Genomic DNA, 16,389 nt, shown 5'->3' with positions numbered 1-16,389 from the left:
CTCTAGCCTCCCCTTCCGTTAAAGCTAGCAATACAGGATTTATTCCTGAATCGCATAATGCTTTCTCGATTCATTTACACGTTCCCGCAATTCTTTACCCGATTTGAAATGCGGCACATACTTTGAGGGTAGCCCTACTTGTTCGCCGGTTTTAGGATTACGCCCACTCCGCGCTGTGCGGTGGTGTAACGAAAAACTACCGAAGCCCCTTACCTCAATGCGACCCCCGGTCGACAGGGTTTCACTCATACTTTCTAACAATAATTTGACCGCCAACTCAACATCACGGCTAATAAGGTGACTTTGTTTGCGGGAAAGCGTATCAATTATTTCAGATTTGGTCATCCTTTCCACTCCTGAATTTATCAGACTTTTTTAATAAAACTATTCCTGTCTAGAATGACTAACAGGTAGGTCAATGACCTACCTATTAAATCGCTGGCTATCCTTAGCCTAATGCAATATTACTGGACTCCATTTAATTTAATAAAATTAAACTAAAATTAATCGCCCATTTGTTCCTTGAAAATATCGCCTAATGAAGTCGAAGCAGAATTAGTTTTACTGCTATATTCCTTCATTACACGCGCTTCTTCATCATGCTCACGCGCTTTCACAGAGAGATTGATGGAGCGAGTTTTACGATCCACACCCATGAATTTAGCTTCGATATCATCGCCTTCATTGAGTAGGCTACGTGCATCTTCTACACGATCTTTAGACAGTTCAGAGGCACGTAAAATACCTTCGATACCATCACCTAAATCAACTTTAGCGAATTTTGCATTCACTTCAACGATTTTACCGTGAACCACAGAACCTTTTGCATGAGCTGCTACGAAGTTAGAGAACGGATCTTGTTCCATTTGCTTAATGCCTAAGGAGATACGCTCACGCTCTGGATCTACCGCTAGTACAACCGCTTCTACTTCATCGCCTTTCTTGTAGTTACGCACGGCTTCTTCGCCGGTCACGTTCCACGCGATATCTGATAAGTGGACTAAACCATCAATACCACCATCGAGGCCAATGAAGATACCGAAATCAGTAATCGATTTGATCTTACCAGAAACACGATCACCCTTATCATGAGAGGTTGCAAACTCATCCCATGGGTTAGGTTGACATTGTTTCATACCTAAGGAAATACGACGACGATCCGCATCGATATCAAGGATCATGACTTCAACTTCATCCCCTAAAGTCACGACTTTAGCTGGATTAACGTTTTTATTAGTCCAATCCATTTCAGAGACGTGGACTAAGCCTTCCACACCATCTTCGATTTCAACGAAACAGCCATAATCGGTTAAATTACTGACTTTACCAAACAAGCGTGTGCCTGCTGGGTAACGACGTACTAAATCTTGCCATGGATCTTCGCCTAATTGTTTTAGACCTAAGGATACACGGTTTTTATCACGGTCGAATTTCAGTACTTTAACTTCAATTTCATCACCAATATTCACCACTTCAGAGGGGTGTTTAACACGTTTCCATGCCATATCGGTGATATGCAGTAAACCATCAATGCCACCTAGATCTAGGAACGCACCGTAGTCTGTTAAATTCTTAACCACACCACGGACTGATTGGCCTTCTTGGAGGTTTTCTAACAGTGCATCACGCTCAACACTGTACTCTTCTTCCACTACTGCACGGCGCGAAACCACTACGTTATTGCGTTTTTGGTCTAGCTTAATGAGTTTGAATTCTAATTCTTTACCTTCGAGGTAAGCCGTATCGCGTACTGGACGCACATCTACTAACGAACCGGGTAAGAATGCACGAATATCGCTGAGTTCAACCGTAAAGCCGCCTTTCACTTTACCTGTGATCAAGCCTGTAACAATTTCATCATTACTAAAGGCTTCTTCAAGAACTTCCCACGCACGCATACGACGGGCTTTTTCACGCGATAGGCGTGTCTCACCAAAACCATCTTCTACGGTGTCCAGTGCCACTTCAACCAAATCACCAATTTGCACTGTGATTTCGCCGCGTTCGTTTTTGAACTGTTCCGCTGGAATGACACCCTCTGATTTTAGACCTGCACTGACAATAATGAAGTCGGGGCGTACATCAATTACCGTAGCGTTGACTAGAGAGCCGGGTTGCATTTGCGTATAGGAAAGGCTCTCTTCAAACAGTTCAGCAAAACTTTCAGTCATGAATTAAATTACCTGTGAATATGTATCAATAATCGTCATTAACATCCTGTCATGACGGTCAAAAAAACAAAAGCCCTGACAAATCCCTGCCTGGGCTTCCTATCAGTGAACCGGTTATACCGGAACCTTGTGGCGACTTAGGCGAATTTCGCATTAATTTAAGCCACTTAGTTAACAAGGGAGGGCATTTTAACACTACTACAGAGCGCCCTCAAGCAATTATACCGACTAAAAGTGTGAGTTTACGGTTTTCTGTCAAGCTTAGCAGGATAATGTGTCTTAATCCCCCAACCGACGCATCAAAATATCTAATTAAACCTAGACTTGGCCTATTATCCCTCACAACCCGCTCATTCAAGATATTTACTAGAAATTGCTTTTTTATAATTTATAAAAGTCTTTATTCCGCTAAACTTTTAGCTCTATTTAGTGTACAAAGGTATAAGCATTTCTACCCTTGTAATAGTGGATTCTGTTGGAGAGACAAAGCTCCTGTCTTTAATTAAACCTTTGTCTTGACAGAATCTAATTATCATCGTTATGCTCTCGATCAAAGCGTTTTGGGGCTTATATCATACCAATGTACTTTGCACCTCAAACCTTTAATAAACCGCTAACCATATTTTGGAGGAGATCTGTATGAGACTCATGTTTAAACAAACCCTCGCGCTCGGTACTTTGGTAACTACTTTATTAGCTGCGAGTGTTGCCCAAGCTGTTGAAATCAATATTGTACTAGGATCCGTTGGTAAAGATGTTGAAGTCCTCAAAGAACTGATAAAACCTTGGGAAAAAGAAACGGGTAATACCCTTAACGTTGTTCCTATGCCCTCCTCAGCTACCGATCAGTTCGCTCAGTATCGCTTATGGTTAGCAGCCGGTAATGCGGATGTAGACGTTTATCAAACGGACGTTATTTGGGCACCGCAATTATCTGATCAATTACTAGACCTCACTGATGCTGCCAAAGATATTGTTAAAGAGCATTTCCCTTCTATTATTGAATCTCAAACGGTCAACGGCAAACTAATCGCACTGCCGATTTTTACCGATGCGCCTGCACTTTATTATCGTAAAGATTTATTAGAAAAACACGGTGCTTCTGTTCCTAAAACATGGGCTGAACTCACCGAAACAGCTAAGAAAATTCAAGACGCTGAACGTGCTGCAGGTAGTAAAGACCTGTGGGGTTATGTATGGCAAGGTAACGCGTATGAAGGTTTGACCTGTAATGCCTTAGAATGGGTAAAATCTCATGGCGGTGGTCAAGTTATTGAAGCCGATGGCACCATCTCTATCAATAATGATAAAGCCGCTGCTGCTTTAGAGCAGGCCAAAACGTGGGTTAACAGTATTTCTCCAGAAGGCGTATTGTCCTATAAAGAGGAAGAAGCACGTGGTGTATGGCAAACCGGTAATGCAGTATTTATGCGTAACTGGCCTTATGCTTACTCTCTAGGTAGTGCTGATGAAAGCCCGATCAAAGGTAAATTTGATGTAGCTCCTCTCCCATCAGCCGGCGAAGGCACAAGCTCTGCCGCAACTTTAGGTGGCTGGAATGTGGCGGTATCTAAATATAGTAAAAATCCTGAAGCTGCTATTTCTTTAGTGAAGTTCCTAGCCTCAGCTCCATCACAAAAACAGCGTGCTCTATTATCTTCTCAATTACCAACCGTTATGGCTTTATATGATGATGAAGATATCAAAGCTCAACAACCTTTGATCCCACGTTGGAAAGATGTGTTCTTGCAAGCCGTACCACGTCCATCTGCTCCTACTAAGAGCAAATACAACGAAGTTTCTTCAAAATTCTGGTCTGCTGTACATGACACCCTTTCTGGCAAAGGCAGCGCTAAAGAGAACCTCGAAGTGCTAGAGGCCGAATTAACTGACCTAAAAGGTAATGCTTGGTAACTAGCTGCCTTGATTAAGTAGTTCTACTTAATCTCAAGTGGGAGGGAGGTGCTGTACTCTCTCCCCTTTATTAACACAAGTACTCAATACATTGCAGTTAGCACCCCTTGCTGTGTCATTGCAGATTACTTATTACCGTATAGTCGGGTCAGACTTGGAGGTAAATCCATGAAATCGGCGTACTCCGAACTCGAAGCGCAACGCATCCGAGCTGCTATGTGGTTTTTACTACCCATGATAGCTGCTTTGATGTTGGTTGCTGCTTATCCTTTATTACGCTCTATCTATTTTAGTTTTACAGATACATCACTCAGCAATTTATATGGTGGGCAGTGGGTAGGATTTGAAAACTACTTCAGTTGGAAAACCTTGCCATCAGGACGTACCATTTTTAAAGGTACATTAGTAGATCCTGCTTGGTGGAATGCAGTATGGAATACCATACGTTTTGCAGTGGTTTCCGTATTTTTTGAAACCGTCTTTGGTTTAATGGTGGCCTTAGTATTAAATGCTAACTTCTACGGACGTGGTATTGTACGGGCGGCTATCTTAATTCCTTGGGCGATTCCTACTATCGTTTCTGCCAAATTATGGGCTTGGATGCTGAATGATCAATTCGGTATTATTAACGATATTCTACTCAATTTAGGCATTATCTCTCAGAAAATTGCGTGGACGGCTAACCCAGACACCTCGATGTTTGCGGTGTTAATTGTGGATATTTGGAAAACCACTCCCTTTATGGCGCTATTATGCTTAGCGGGCCTACAAATGGTGCCTCGCGATATGTATGAAGCGGCTAAAATCGATGGGATTAATCCTATTAAGGTCTTTTTCAAAGTCACCCTCCCTCTCATTCGTCCAGCCCTGATGGTTGCTATTATTTTCCGTACCCTTGATGCCTTACGGATCTTCGACCTTGTTTATGTCTTAACACCTAACTCCTCTAGTACTAAAACCATGTCGGTGATTAGCCGTGAGAACTTAATTGAGTTTGATAAGTTTGCCTATGGTTCTGCACAGTCAACCTTATTATTCTTAATGATCGCCCTCTTTGTGATTTTGTATATTTGGTTAGGGAAATTAAACTTAAGTGGGGATAAACAATGAACGCATTTGCTATGTCTATTCTCAAAACGGTAGGACTTTACCTTTTAGTTGCAATTATTATTGTGGTATCAGTATTCCCTTTTTACTATGCCATTATTACCAGTCTGAAAACTGGAACTGCGCTATTTGAGGTAGACTATTGGATTACCAGCTTTAATTTTCAAAACTACTGGGATGTATTACAGAGTGGTGAGTTTCCACGGAATATCCTCAACTCTATTTTCATCTCTGCTGTCACTGTAGCCCTTTCGCTATTATTGGCAGTTACTGCCTCTTTCGCCTTGGCACGGGTACGTTTTAGAGGCCGCGCCTTATTACTGATGACTATATTAGCCGTATCTATGTTCCCGCAAATCGCGGTATTAGCCGGGTTATTTGAATTAATTCGCTATATTGGTTTGTATAACACGCCTTGGGCATTGATTCTGTCTTATACCATTTTCACTTTGCCTTTCACGGTATGGGTATTAACCACCTTTATGCGTGATTTACCGATTGAAATTGAAGAAGCCGCTATTGTAGATGGTGCCACCCCTTGGCAAATCATCAGTAAAGTGTTTATGCCCCTCATGTGGCCTGCTTTAGTCACCACTGGGCTACTCGCTTTTATTGGTGCTTGGAATGAGTTTCTATTTGCCCTCACCTTCACGGTTTCTAATAGCGAACGTACCGTACCGGTCGCGATTGGTTTACTGTCAGGTGCGTCGGCCTATGAGACACCTTGGGGTATTATTATGGCAGCCTCTGTCATAGTGACCATTCCGCTTATTATTTTAGTACTCATTTTCCAACGTAAAATCGTAGCTGGCCTCACTGCTGGTGGCGTAAAAGGTTAATATAGGAGTGCTCACATGGCACATATTCAGCTTAAAAATGTCCGTAAATCTTTTGGTAAAATTGACGTTATCAAAGGGGTCGACTTAGAGATTAAGTCCGGTGAATTTATGGTGTTTGTAGGCCCTTCCGGTTGCGGTAAGTCTACTCTACTCCGTTTGATTGCAGGTCTAGAAACCATTACCTCTGGCGATTTAATTTTCGACGGCGAGCGGGTTAATAGTTTTGCTCCATCAAGACGTGGCATTGCAATGGTTTTCCAATCCTATGCGCTTTATCCGCATATGAGTGTCTATGAAAACATGGCCTTTGGTTTGAAGCTGGCTAAATCCGAAGAAGCCGAGGTGAAAGCACGGGTCGAGAAAGCCGCTAAAATGCTGCAAATTGACCATTTACTTGATCGTTTGCCTAAGCAATTATCCGGTGGTCAACGTCAACGGGTGGCGATTGGGCGTGCTTTAGTACGTGATCCACGCGTCTTCTTATTTGACGAGCCTTTATCTAACTTAGATGCCGCTCTACGGGTGGCTACGCGTCTAGAAATCGCTAATCTGCACCATGACATGAATGATGTCACCATGATCTATGTAACCCATGATCAGGTTGAGGCGATGACGCTTGCAGATCGGATTTGTGTGCTACGCGATGGTATAGTTGAGCAAGTAGGTTCTCCGTTAGAGTTATATGAACGTCCTAATTCGATTTTCGTGGCGGGCTTTATTGGCTCTCCTAAAATGAATTTCTTAACAGGACAATTTGCGGAACAATACCAATGCACGACTTTAGGTATTCGCTCTGAACATATTGAGGTTAATAATACTAACCCAGTATGGCAAGGCAAAGTGGTGCATGCCGAAAACTTGGGTTCAGATAACTATCTGTTTGTGGATGTTGGTTCGACCGAACCACTCATTGCACGCCGTATTGGTAATGAGGAAGTACCGGTTGGAACCAGCCTAGGTTTAAGTCCTATGGAGGGTAAAGTGCATCGTTTTGACGCTAATGGCAAACCGATTCGCTAAGCGCGTCTAACACTTCTCTGTGTATGTCCCCGGTAATTAAACTCATTAGTTATCGGGGATTATTTTTTATGGCATCATCACTCTTTAGATACTCACTCCCTTAAGAGTATCTCACGCTCAACTATAACTCCTACCCTCTAGAGATAATGCAATATGGTTTCTAGCTCTGAATTGAAAGCCTGGTGGAAAGAGGCTGTCGTCTACCAAATTTACCCCCGTAGTTTTATGGATAGCAATAATGATGGCATTGGCGATTTAGTGGGTATTATTCAAAAACTAGACTACCTCAAAAACCTAGGTATTGATGTGATTTGGCTGAGTCCCCACTTTGACTCACCGAATGCGGATAATGGCTATGATATTCGTGATTACCGTAAGGTCATGGCTGAATTCGGTACTATGGCGGATTTTGATCAGCTACTCACTCAAATGAAACAACGCGGGATGCGCTTGATCATTGATTTAGTGGTGAACCATACGAGTGATGAGCATCAGTGGTTTCTAGAAAGCCGCCAATCAACCGATAATCCTTATCGTGATTATTATATTTGGCGTGAAAGCAAACCTGACACCTTACCCAATAACTACCCTTCTTTTTTTGGTGGATCTGCTTGGGAAAAAGATGCAGCGACGGGTCAATACTATCTACATTACTTCGCCAAAAAACAACCTGACTTAAATTGGGATAACCCACAAGTACGCGCCGATGTCTATGACCTGATGCGCTTTTGGCTGGATAAGGGCGTATCTGGTTTTCGTATGGATGTGATTCCTTTCATTTCCAAACAACAAGGCTTGCCCGACCTAGCACCTGAGCATCTGCCTCATCCTGAGTTTGTCTATGCGAATGGCCCCTATGTGCATGACTATTTGCAAGAGATGAATCGGGAAGTCTTAGCGCACTATGACACGATGACCGTCGGTGAAGCGTTTGGGATTACCTTTGAGCAAGCCCCCTTATTTACCGATGCACGTCGCCACGAACTCAATATGATTTTTCATTTTGATTTAGTGCGTTTAGATCGAGATGGCTGGCGTAAATTAGCGTGGACTTTACCCGATGTGAAGGCCGTGTATGGGCGTATCGATGCCGCAGCAAGTAGTCATGGTTGGAATACTACCTTTCTCACTAATCACGATAATCCTAGAGCTGTTTCTCACTTTGGGGATGATAGCCCCGAATGGCGCTCGATTTCGGCTAAAGCATTAGCGACTATGATGTTTAGTCAACGCGGTACACCCTTTTTGTATCAGGGTGATGAGTTGGGTATGACTAATTATCCGTTCCAAAACATCACTGACTATGATGATGTCGAAGTCAAAGGACAATGGCAGGATTTTGTCCTAAGCGGTAAAGTTTCAGCCCCTGACTATTTAGCTCATCTAGCACAAACCAGCCGCGATAATGCTCGCACCCCGATGCAATGGAATACGCAAGCACAAGCAGGTTTTACTACTGCGCAACCGTGGCTAGCAGTTAATCCCAACTATCCAGAGGTTAATGCAGAGGCTCAAACCCATGATACTAACTCGGTCTATCAACATCATCAGCGTTTGATTACATTACGTAAGGCTAATCCGGTATTAATTTACGGCACTTACCAAGACTTAGACCCTGAGCACCCACAGGTATATGCGTTTACTCGCACTTTAGAGGGTAAAACCTGTTTAATACTGATCAATTTCGGTCATCAAGCGATTGATTACACTTTACCGAATGGGATTCGTATTGAAACTGTCTTACTCGATAATGGTGCCCAGCTAGAGGCTCCCGCATCAGGTAGTACACAAATTACCCTACAACCTTGGCAAGCTACGATTTATACCGTTGCCTAACTTCAGTTTGCGCTGTAACTATCCTAAGAGGTTATAGCGCAGCAATATCAGCAATATTCAACCCAGTTAACTCGGCAATCATGGCCGGATCTAAACCTTTTAGTTTCATCGCACGAGCAACTTCCGTTTTACCTTTAGCCACTCCAATCTCTTCTCCCTCTCGCAAGCGTTGCTGTTCAATATTGTGCATATCTCGATAATAAGTAATGCTGGCATTATAACGAGCACGTTCACGCGTAGAGAGTTTCAGGACACTCGCCTTTTGAAAGAAATCTTCAAATAACTTTTCGCTCAACTCTTCTGGCATATCACTTAATTGAGCTAAATGCGTCAGGACATAAAGCCATTTATCTTGCTTCGAGCTATTAGCATGGAGGGTTTTATTGAACTTAGGGGCTTCAATAAACGCAAAGTTTAATTCCTCAATCACGGTTTGATGGGTGTCAATATCGAGGATCTTGGCTTTGGTTAGGTATTTTTTATGGTTATCATCCAGACTAAAATTCAATAAGCCAATACAGTATACCGGACTAAGATTAAAATCCCATCTGCCTTTTTTTGCCTGCTCAGTAATGGCAAAGGTGCTGTAAAAGAGACTACGTTGCTTAAAATAATCCTGCTTAGTCTTTTGTAACTCAATAATAAAGCGTGAGCCGTCTTTGCTTTTGCAATACAAATCAAAGACGGCATTACGGTCAATGTGTTTATTCCCTAAATGCTCATTTTTATGGTAATTCAGCTCGTGAATATGGGGAATAAACCCCACAAACACACTATTGAGGAAATCAATGAGATACTCCTTACTATCCTCCTCACCAAACAGCCGCTTAAACCCGTAGTCGGTAAACGGATCCATATAGACTTCTTTGTAGACCGATTCGATAGGCATAGCATATTACCAAGGGCAAGTAGGAGAAGACTTTAGGAGTATAGCATAATCAGATTACTCACTTTTTCCATTAATCACCACACCTTGATCATGAAATAAGGCAAAGCCATTGCCTGCAAGCTGTAATTGCCCTGACACGAGGTTTGCACCTTCTGCCACAATCACCTCACCGACACCTTGCACCGCGACCTGATGTGGCTCCGGTGAGAGATTAAAAATACACACAACCTTATTCTCACGGCTAAACGCTAAAATAGGCTCGGAGGTGGCAAAAAACTTCGTATCTCCGGTGCGGAGTGATTCAAACTGACGGCGCACACGCAGCATTTGCTTATAAAAACTCAAAACAGAATCGGCTTTATCGAGCTGAGCGGCGGCATTATTAGCAATTTGTGCGGCCTTAATCGGTAGCCACGGCTTGCCTTGGGTGAAACCTGCATTCGGTACACTCGCATCCCAAGTCATAGGGGTACGACAGCCATCGCGCCCTTTATTCTCAGGCCAGAAGCGCAAGCCTTGTGGATCAATGAGTTCGTTATACTCTAAATCGGTTTCGGTTTGCCCTAACTCTTCACCTTGATAGAGGCAGACTGAACCCTCTAGGGACAATAAAAGTGCTGCCATTTGTTTAGCTAAGGCCTCACGACTCACCCCATGCTCAGCCCAACGACTCACATGGCGCACTACGTCATGATTAGAAAACGCCCAGCACGGCCAACCTTTGGGGGCATCCGTGAAGAACTCTTCCACTTGTTTACGGAAATGCGCAGCACCAAAAGGATCACTCAGCATTTCAAACGAATAGCACATATGCAAGCGCTTGCCCGTGGTATATTCGCCCATCATTTTAATCGCATGATGCGATTCACCCATCTCCCCGACTACCGCTCGATCATCAAACTCATCCAGCAGCGCTCGCAACCGCTCAATGAAAGCTAAATTCTCCGGCTGGTTTTTCGAGAAAATATGATATTGCATGGCATACGGGTTCCACTCCGGCTTATCTTTTTTGCGATAGTCAGCAGGATCATTCCGCAGTAGCGCATCGTGGAAATAGAAATTTACCGTATCTAAGCGAAACCCATCTACACCACGCTCTAACCAAAAGCGCATGGTGGACAATAACCAATCTTGCACCTCAGGGTTATGGAAATTAAGGTCGGGTTGCTCGACTAAAAAGTTATGCAAATAATATTGATGACGACGCGCATCCCATTGCCACGCGCCCCCACCAAATATGGCTAACCAATTGTTCGGTGGCGAACCATCATGCTTAGGATCAGCCCACACATACCAATCTGCTTTGGGGTTAGTACGGTTTTGGCGACTTTCAATAAAGAAAGGATGTTGATCGCTGGTATGGGAAATGACCTGATCAATAATGACCTTTAGACCCAGCTCATGAGCACGAGCGATTAAAGCATCAAAATCAGCTAAGGTGCCAAACTCAGGGTTAATATCGGTATAATTAGAGACATCGTAGCCCATATCTAACATAGGCGAGGGGAAAATAGGCGATAACCAAATCGAATCGACCCCTAAATCCGCGATATAGGATAAACGCTCGGTAATACCCTTGAGATCACCGATACCATCATTATTACTGTCTTGATAAGACCGTGGGTAAATTTGATACGTTACCCCACCACGCCACCAGCTTTGCATGATTCTACTCCCTAAATCCTAGTAAAACGCTTGATTATAAGGAGTTCACTGCAACGCTCAAGGCCTTTTAATAAGTTTTTCAGCCAACCTCAGCGCAACCGTGAGCGGGTATTTCTTCCGCAGTCGCTGTGAATACGTCCTTGTACGCTACAAGGCGGCATCCCTGCCGCCAAGACTGCTCCAGAAACACCCACACACGGTTGCTAGGTGGTCGTTTGAACCTATTTTACTGGTACATAAAACTGAGGCCAACGCTCAGCGACGACTTCTCCGGAGGCTGAGAGCATATGGCAGGTATTCAAATGGGGAGGAGGCTCTGTGGCTTGTTCGTAAAACTTTTTTTCATCGCCCATTTTATGCGAGATAATCACTTGAAAGGCGGTCGTGGCAATCGGGGCTAATAAATCGGTCAGGTGGGTGCAGCCATTAATACCGGCGAAAATCTCTTTCACCTGTTTAGTCCAACCATTCACAATCGATAAACCCACCAGTTGTTGAAAGCGTTCGGTAATGTGGGGACAACCGGCAAAAGGTGAATCATCAATAACCGCCTCAGCCCCATGTACTTTCATATTGATGTCAATGGTAAGGCGAATTGACATACCGTGCAGCGCCTCTCCAGCATTGATATAGCCGCCACGATCTCGATTAGGGATAGGAAAGGGTTTGGTATCGGTCATAGACCCTTCAATATCCCATAAGCCATCGTCACGTTGATAGCCATTACAAGTCACTACACGAGTATGAACCGCATGACGCGGAGCCGATTTAGTTAAAGGCATGTCAGTATCCTACACCCAACAAATAATAAAGGCTGCACTATGTACCGTAGGCAGCCTCGCTAGCTGGTGAGTAGTATACTAAAAGAATAGGTTTATTGCACTGCAACAATTAGCTCTAATACTGGGTTTAACCGCTCCTATCCCGCAGTAGACGGATAAGCCGTTCCGTTAACATCTGCATAGGTAACCCATGGACTATCCTCCATATATTGAGCTATTTTATCCATTTGCTCCATATCTAATACCCCAGCCCCATCCTTGCCTTTGATTTGAATAACTTTCCAACCTCTCTGAGCATCTCTTACAAAGGAGGACTCAACATTTAGTGCTGCATCAAACTGTTTTAGTCGCTCCTGCATAGCCTCTGTAAGCCCCTGATTCCCCTCAACGCTATCCTCGAATTTAATTAAAATTTGCTGTCGTGATAGCTGAAACTCCTCTGGAGTAATAGGTACATCAGGAACAGGGTTGGTATTTAATGCGATTTGCTCAGGCGTTAATACTTCGAGCTGGGTTTTTTGTTTCTCAGGTGGCGGTAGTGTTTCAACATTCGTAGGAGGCGCTTTCTTTGGTGTCGTGAGCGCAGTATCTCCCTTAGTATAACCCTGCAATAAACTAATCAACTGCTGAATGAGCTGATAGAGTAAAGCGTTTTTATTGCTATCTATAGCAGGACTAGTATTGGTGTAGGGTTTATTAGGCACAGTATCTAGCTTAGCTGTATTAGAATAAGCCCTAGCTCTATTATTCACTCCATACCCTGAAGTGGTATTAAAAGATGACACCATCATGAACTCCTTAGATAATCAGTTTATTTATCTTTAGTTCATAATCATCCAGAAAAGGGACTAAAACTATACTATGGGTAGGAGTAACGAGATAAAAGGTTAAGGGTTTTTGTGGCCAAGCTCACTTTTTAACCGCATCAAAATAGTAACAAACCTTCTACTATTTTAGCAGCGAATTAATACTCTAATAGCGGTTTTAAGAGTAATGCAGCTTTAATCAGTTACATTACTCTAAACATGATTTAGAAGAGTTGAAAAACATTCTGTTAATACCCCCCCAGATACCTCTATCGTAGCCATGAACTTACCTTGCTTAGCTGACGGGGAAGCCGCTCACTATAAGAAATGCATGTGTATGACTCAACTCCTTTAAATCATGACCCTATTTGATATAGCTTGATTTGTATTATTTTTAATTAATGAAATAATTTCGGCTCGTCAGGATCTTCCGTGGTGAGAACCTTTCTCATTATTCTGTTTGATAATTTTTCTTAACTAAATCAATAAGTTGAGATATTAAGTCTGCTAAGTTTTGCTTTTAATATGATTAAAAATTAAGCATTACCACGGAAAATCCCAAAGAGCCATAATTTCTTAAAATTCAAATAGATAAATATTCAAAAGATTACCCTGTAAGTGGTTACTTAGTCTGTTCGGGTGGGATGCTGTATAATGTAAACTATCTCAATCAAAGGAATATGACTACCTATGACTTGGCCCCTTGAATACCAAAAGGCGAGTTACGACTTTGAGCATTTCATGGTTGCTGCCCGCGATGCTGCTGGACTGGCCACAACCAATATGGCTTGGACTATGGTTGAAGGTGTGTTTCATACTTTCCGCAGACGTCTCTCTCCGAGTCAAATCCTACAATTCGCATCAGTACTCCCGCCGTTGATACGGGCAATGTTTCTCGAAGGATGGCTTTTGGCAGATCATCCGGTACCTTTTGCCTCATTACGTGAATTGACCGACGAGGTACAATCACTTCGCATAGACCACAATTTTTCCCCGCCAAACGCCATCCAAGCTGTTGCAATCGCTCTACGCAAGGTCATCGGTGATGAACCACTTGAAGAAGTGCTTGCCTCCCTTCCAAGTGCTGCACAGACCTATTGGGCAGTAGATAGGGACTCCGCGTGACTTACATTATGGTACACCAGTATAGCCTAACTCTCTCACCATTACTCTCCAGATAAACATGACCCTAATGAGCCCAAAGCAAAAAAAACTACCCATCGGCATTCAGACTTTCAGCGAAATTCGCCAGAATAACTACTATTACGTCGATAAAAGCAACTTAGCGCTGTCATTAGTGCAAAACGGCAAGCATTACTTCCTCTCTCGCCCACGCCGTTTTGGTAAAAGCCTACTATTAGATACTTTAAAAGAACTATTCGAGGGAAATGAACAGCTGTTTCGGGGCTTAGCCGTGCATGAACATTGGGACTGGTCGGTACATTATCCCGTCCTGCATTTTAGTTTTGGGCGTAAGAATTATAGCCAATCACAAAGTTTAGAAGAATCGCTGCATCAGCAACTCACCCAATTAGAGCGTGACTTTGGGGTGGAGCGCACCTTTAACGATGCAGGTGGGCGCTTTGCCGATCTACTTGAAACCATCAGCGCAAAAACACAATCTCCTATAGTTGTTCTAATAGATGAATACGATAAGCCGATTCTAGATGCTCTGTATTACCCTGAGGTGGCTAGGCTCAATCGAGATTTTCTGCGCGGATTTTACGCTACCATTAAGGATTATGATGCTCACATTAAATTTAGCTTTTTAACCGGAGTAAGTAAGTTTTCTAAGGTTAGTTTATTTTCTGGTTTAAATAATTTGTATGACATTACCCTTGACCCCAATTATTCCACCCTTTGCGGCTATACGGATCTAGACATTGATCAGATATTTGCACCTGAATTAGAAGGGTTGGATCGGCAAGAAATTCGAGAATGGTACAATGGCTATAACTGGCTGGGTGAAGGAGTTTATAATCCTTTTGATATTTTACAGTTATTTAAGCGCCGTGAATTTAGTAATTACTGGTTTGAAACCGGCACACCGACTTTTTTAGTCAATCTATTATTTCAGCGTCAGATACCTACCTTACAACTAGATAATCTACTCAGCAGTAGTACTATGCTGTCTAGCTTTGATGTGGAGGATATTGCCACTGAAGCGCTATTGTTTCAAACCGGCTATCTCACGATTAAAAATACCCGTAAAGCTGGTAGCCAAACTTTCTATCAACTCGGCTATCCCAACCGTGAGGTCTATCAGAGCCTAAATGAAAGTCTGCTCTCAACCTTGACGCATGATCGCTCCGCTCAGACACGCCAAACCCTACGTTTATATGAGCTGCTATTAGTAAATGATTTTCAGGGCTTAAAACAATTATTTCATAGCTTCTTCGCTAGTATTCCTTATGCGTGGTATACCAATAATACTATTCAGCAGTTTGAAGGCTTTTATGCCAGTGTGTTTTATTCCTATTTTGCGGCCTTAGGACTGGATGTCATAGTCGAGGATATGACGAATTTGGGACGTATTGATATGACTCTGAAATTTAATAGTCAGGTGTATATTTTTGAATTTAAGGTAGTCGAAATAGTGCCAGAAGGCCATGCTTTGCAACAGTTACAGGATAGGAGTTATGCGGATAAATACCGTAGTCTTGGTCAACCTATTTATTTGATTGGGGTGGAGTTTAGTAAGGATAGTCGTAATTTAGTGGCGTTTGCGGTGGAAACAGCCTGATTTAAGATGTCAATTGCTCTGCTATATATTCCCATCCACTAGCCCCTGTCCCCATTTTGGCAAAGCCGGTTTTTAAATCATTGGTTATGAGCGGTTGCAGTATACTATCAATTAATAGTACTTGTTTGAATCACATCCGCATAAGCAGCTTCTGGGCTATCCTCCATATATTGTGCTATTTTCTCCATCTGCTCCTTCTCTATGCTCCCACTAGGGCTCTTGATTTGAATAATTTTCCAGCCTCTGTCTCCATCTTCTAGAAAGGAGGACTCTACATTCAATGCGCATCAAACTGTTTCAGTTTTTCCTGCATCGCTTCTATGAGTCCTTGGCTACCTGAAAAACTATCTTCAAACAATACTATAATCCGCTGTTGGAATAGTTGATACTCTCCAGGCTCCCATGGCAGGGCAATCGCTTGAACCCTGCTATATAAATAGAGGATAAGTAAGGCTTTTACTCCGAGAGCCGTCAAGATGCCAAACACTCCTCCTATCCCCCCTACCCAATGCCCACCTCCTGCCAATGCCGTAAGCCGTCTGATGGAACATCTGGCAAGCCTACGCGATCCGCGCCAACTCGCCAAAGTGATCTATCCGCTGCCCGAGATCCTATTA

14 protein-coding genes are annotated in these 16,389 nt (G+C 43.0%); 7 read left to right on the top strand and 7 right to left on the bottom strand.

The window, feature by feature from the left end; genetic code table 11:
- Positions 1-39: 39 nt before the first annotated feature.
- Positions 40-345, bottom strand: a complete 306-nt coding sequence (locus A3IK_RS0108690) for an integration host factor subunit beta (RefSeq protein WP_020559596.1) — start codon at positions 343-345, stop codon at positions 40-42.
- A 158-nt stretch (positions 346-503) separates the two neighbouring features.
- Positions 504-2,171 (bottom strand): 30S ribosomal protein S1, encoded by a 1,668-nt coding sequence (rpsA, locus tag A3IK_RS0108685; protein WP_020559595.1) that lies wholly within the window; start codon positions 2,169-2,171, stop codon positions 504-506.
- Positions 2,172-2,810: 639 nt separating this feature from the next.
- Between rpsA and A3IK_RS0108680 the strand changes: the two genes are divergently transcribed.
- From A3IK_RS0108680 to A3IK_RS0108660, 5 genes are all read left to right on the top strand, one after another.
- A complete protein-coding gene (locus A3IK_RS0108680; protein ID WP_020559594.1) occupies positions 2,811-4,085 on the top strand; it encodes an ABC transporter substrate-binding protein in 1,275 nt (424 codons plus the stop codon).
- 168 nt (positions 4,086-4,253) lie between these two features.
- Positions 4,254-5,195: a carbohydrate ABC transporter permease gene (locus A3IK_RS0108675; RefSeq protein ID WP_020559593.1), complete on the top strand. Its 942-nt coding sequence runs from the start codon at positions 4,254-4,256 to the stop codon at positions 5,193-5,195.
- Positions 5,192-6,031 carry a carbohydrate ABC transporter permease gene (locus A3IK_RS0108670; RefSeq protein ID WP_020559592.1) on the top strand — a complete coding sequence of 280 codons (840 nt, stop codon included), beginning with the start codon at positions 5,192-5,194 and terminating at the stop codon, positions 6,029-6,031. Before A3IK_RS0108675 ends, A3IK_RS0108670 begins: the two co-directional genes overlap by 4 nt.
- Before the next feature lie 15 nt (positions 6,032-6,046).
- Complete coding sequence (locus tag A3IK_RS0108665; protein WP_020559591.1) at positions 6,047-7,051, top strand: ABC transporter ATP-binding protein; 1,005 nt, start codon at positions 6,047-6,049, stop codon at positions 7,049-7,051.
- Positions 7,052-7,204: 153 nt separating this feature from the next.
- A complete protein-coding gene (locus tag A3IK_RS0108660) occupies positions 7,205-8,887 on the top strand; it encodes a glycoside hydrolase family 13 protein (RefSeq protein WP_020559590.1) in 1,683 nt (560 codons plus the stop codon).
- Positions 8,888-8,918: 31 nt separating this feature from the next.
- Here A3IK_RS0108660 and A3IK_RS0108655 read toward each other — a convergent pair whose 3' ends face one another.
- The 4 genes from A3IK_RS0108655 to A3IK_RS0108640 all read right to left on the bottom strand — a co-directional run bounded on the left by A3IK_RS0108655 (position 8,919) and on the right by A3IK_RS0108640 (position 13,014).
- Entirely contained in the window at positions 8,919-9,776 is an 858-nt protein-coding gene (locus A3IK_RS0108655; RefSeq protein ID WP_026220881.1) for an Rpn family recombination-promoting nuclease/putative transposase, read from the bottom strand.
- 54 nt (positions 9,777-9,830) lie between these two features.
- Positions 9,831-11,441 (bottom strand): alpha-amylase family glycosyl hydrolase, encoded by a 1,611-nt coding sequence (locus tag A3IK_RS0108650; RefSeq protein ID WP_020559588.1) that lies wholly within the window; start codon positions 11,439-11,441, stop codon positions 9,831-9,833.
- A gap of 221 nt (positions 11,442-11,662) precedes the next feature.
- A complete protein-coding gene (locus tag A3IK_RS0108645; RefSeq protein ID WP_020559587.1) occupies positions 11,663-12,223 on the bottom strand; it encodes a DUF2889 domain-containing protein in 561 nt (186 codons plus the stop codon).
- 137 nt (positions 12,224-12,360) lie between these two features.
- The gene (locus A3IK_RS0108640) at positions 12,361-13,014 is read right to left on the bottom strand and encodes a hypothetical protein (protein ID WP_162596628.1); all 654 of its coding nucleotides are present in this window, start codon (positions 13,012-13,014) and stop codon (positions 12,361-12,363) included.
- Positions 13,015-13,719: 705 nt separating this feature from the next.
- Between A3IK_RS0108640 and A3IK_RS0108635 the strand changes: the two genes are divergently transcribed.
- Both A3IK_RS0108635 and A3IK_RS0108630 read left to right on the top strand, forming a co-directional pair.
- Positions 13,720-14,154, top strand: coding sequence for a DUF2267 domain-containing protein (locus tag A3IK_RS0108635; RefSeq protein ID WP_020559585.1), 435 nt, complete (start codon positions 13,720-13,722; stop codon positions 14,152-14,154).
- A gap of 67 nt (positions 14,155-14,221) precedes the next feature.
- Positions 14,222-15,772: an ATP-binding protein gene (locus A3IK_RS0108630; protein ID WP_020559584.1), complete on the top strand. Its 1,551-nt coding sequence runs from the start codon at positions 14,222-14,224 to the stop codon at positions 15,770-15,772.
- A gap of 277 nt (positions 15,773-16,049) precedes the next feature.
- Here the strand turns inward: A3IK_RS0108630 and A3IK_RS0108620 are convergent, their stop codons facing one another.
- Positions 16,050-16,247, bottom strand: coding sequence for a hypothetical protein (locus A3IK_RS0108620; protein ID WP_040848935.1), 198 nt, complete (start codon positions 16,245-16,247; stop codon positions 16,050-16,052).
- Positions 16,248-16,389: the final 142 nt, after the last annotated feature.

The sequence above is a fragment of the Thiofilum flexile DSM 14609 genome (genome assembly GCF_000380185.1).
Classification (GTDB): domain Bacteria; phylum Pseudomonadota; class Gammaproteobacteria; order Thiotrichales; family Thiotrichaceae; genus Thiofilum; species Thiofilum flexile.
This window is presented reverse-complemented; position numbering and strand designations above follow the sequence as displayed.

Excerpts from the sequence above, each read along its gene's own strand:
- A3IK_RS0108635 (WP_020559585.1), top strand. The coding sequence starts at position 13,720 with ATGACTTGGCCCCTTGAATACCAAAAGGCGAGTTACGACTTTGAGCAT.
- A3IK_RS0108665 (WP_020559591.1), top strand. The coding sequence starts at position 6,047 with ATGGCACATATTCAGCTTAAAAATGTCCGTAAATCTTTTGGTAAAATT.
- A3IK_RS0108680 (WP_020559594.1), top strand. The coding sequence starts at position 2,811 with ATGAGACTCATGTTTAAACAAACCCTCGCGCTCGGTACTTTGGTAACT.
- rpsA (WP_020559595.1), bottom strand. The coding sequence starts at position 2,171 with ATGACTGAAAGTTTTGCTGAACTGTTTGAAGAGAGCCTTTCCTATACG.
- A3IK_RS0108645 (WP_020559587.1), bottom strand. The coding sequence starts at position 12,223 with ATGCCTTTAACTAAATCGGCTCCGCGTCATGCGGTTCATACTCGTGTA.
- A3IK_RS0108655 (WP_026220881.1), bottom strand. The coding sequence starts at position 9,776 with ATGCCTATCGAATCGGTCTACAAAGAAGTCTATATGGATCCGTTTACC.
- A3IK_RS0108690 (WP_020559596.1), bottom strand. The coding sequence starts at position 345 with ATGACCAAATCTGAAATAATTGATACGCTTTCCCGCAAACAAAGTCAC.
- A3IK_RS0108660 (WP_020559590.1), top strand. The coding sequence starts at position 7,205 with ATGGTTTCTAGCTCTGAATTGAAAGCCTGGTGGAAAGAGGCTGTCGTC.
- A3IK_RS0108630 (WP_020559584.1), top strand. The coding sequence starts at position 14,222 with ATGAGCCCAAAGCAAAAAAAACTACCCATCGGCATTCAGACTTTCAGC.
- A3IK_RS0108640 (WP_162596628.1), bottom strand. The coding sequence starts at position 13,014 with ATGATGGTGTCATCTTTTAATACCACTTCAGGGTATGGAGTGAATAAT.
- A3IK_RS0108675 (WP_020559593.1), top strand. The coding sequence starts at position 4,254 with ATGAAATCGGCGTACTCCGAACTCGAAGCGCAACGCATCCGAGCTGCT.
- A3IK_RS0108670 (WP_020559592.1), top strand. The coding sequence starts at position 5,192 with ATGAACGCATTTGCTATGTCTATTCTCAAAACGGTAGGACTTTACCTT.
- A3IK_RS0108650 (WP_020559588.1), bottom strand. The coding sequence starts at position 11,441 with ATGCAAAGCTGGTGGCGTGGTGGGGTAACGTATCAAATTTACCCACGG.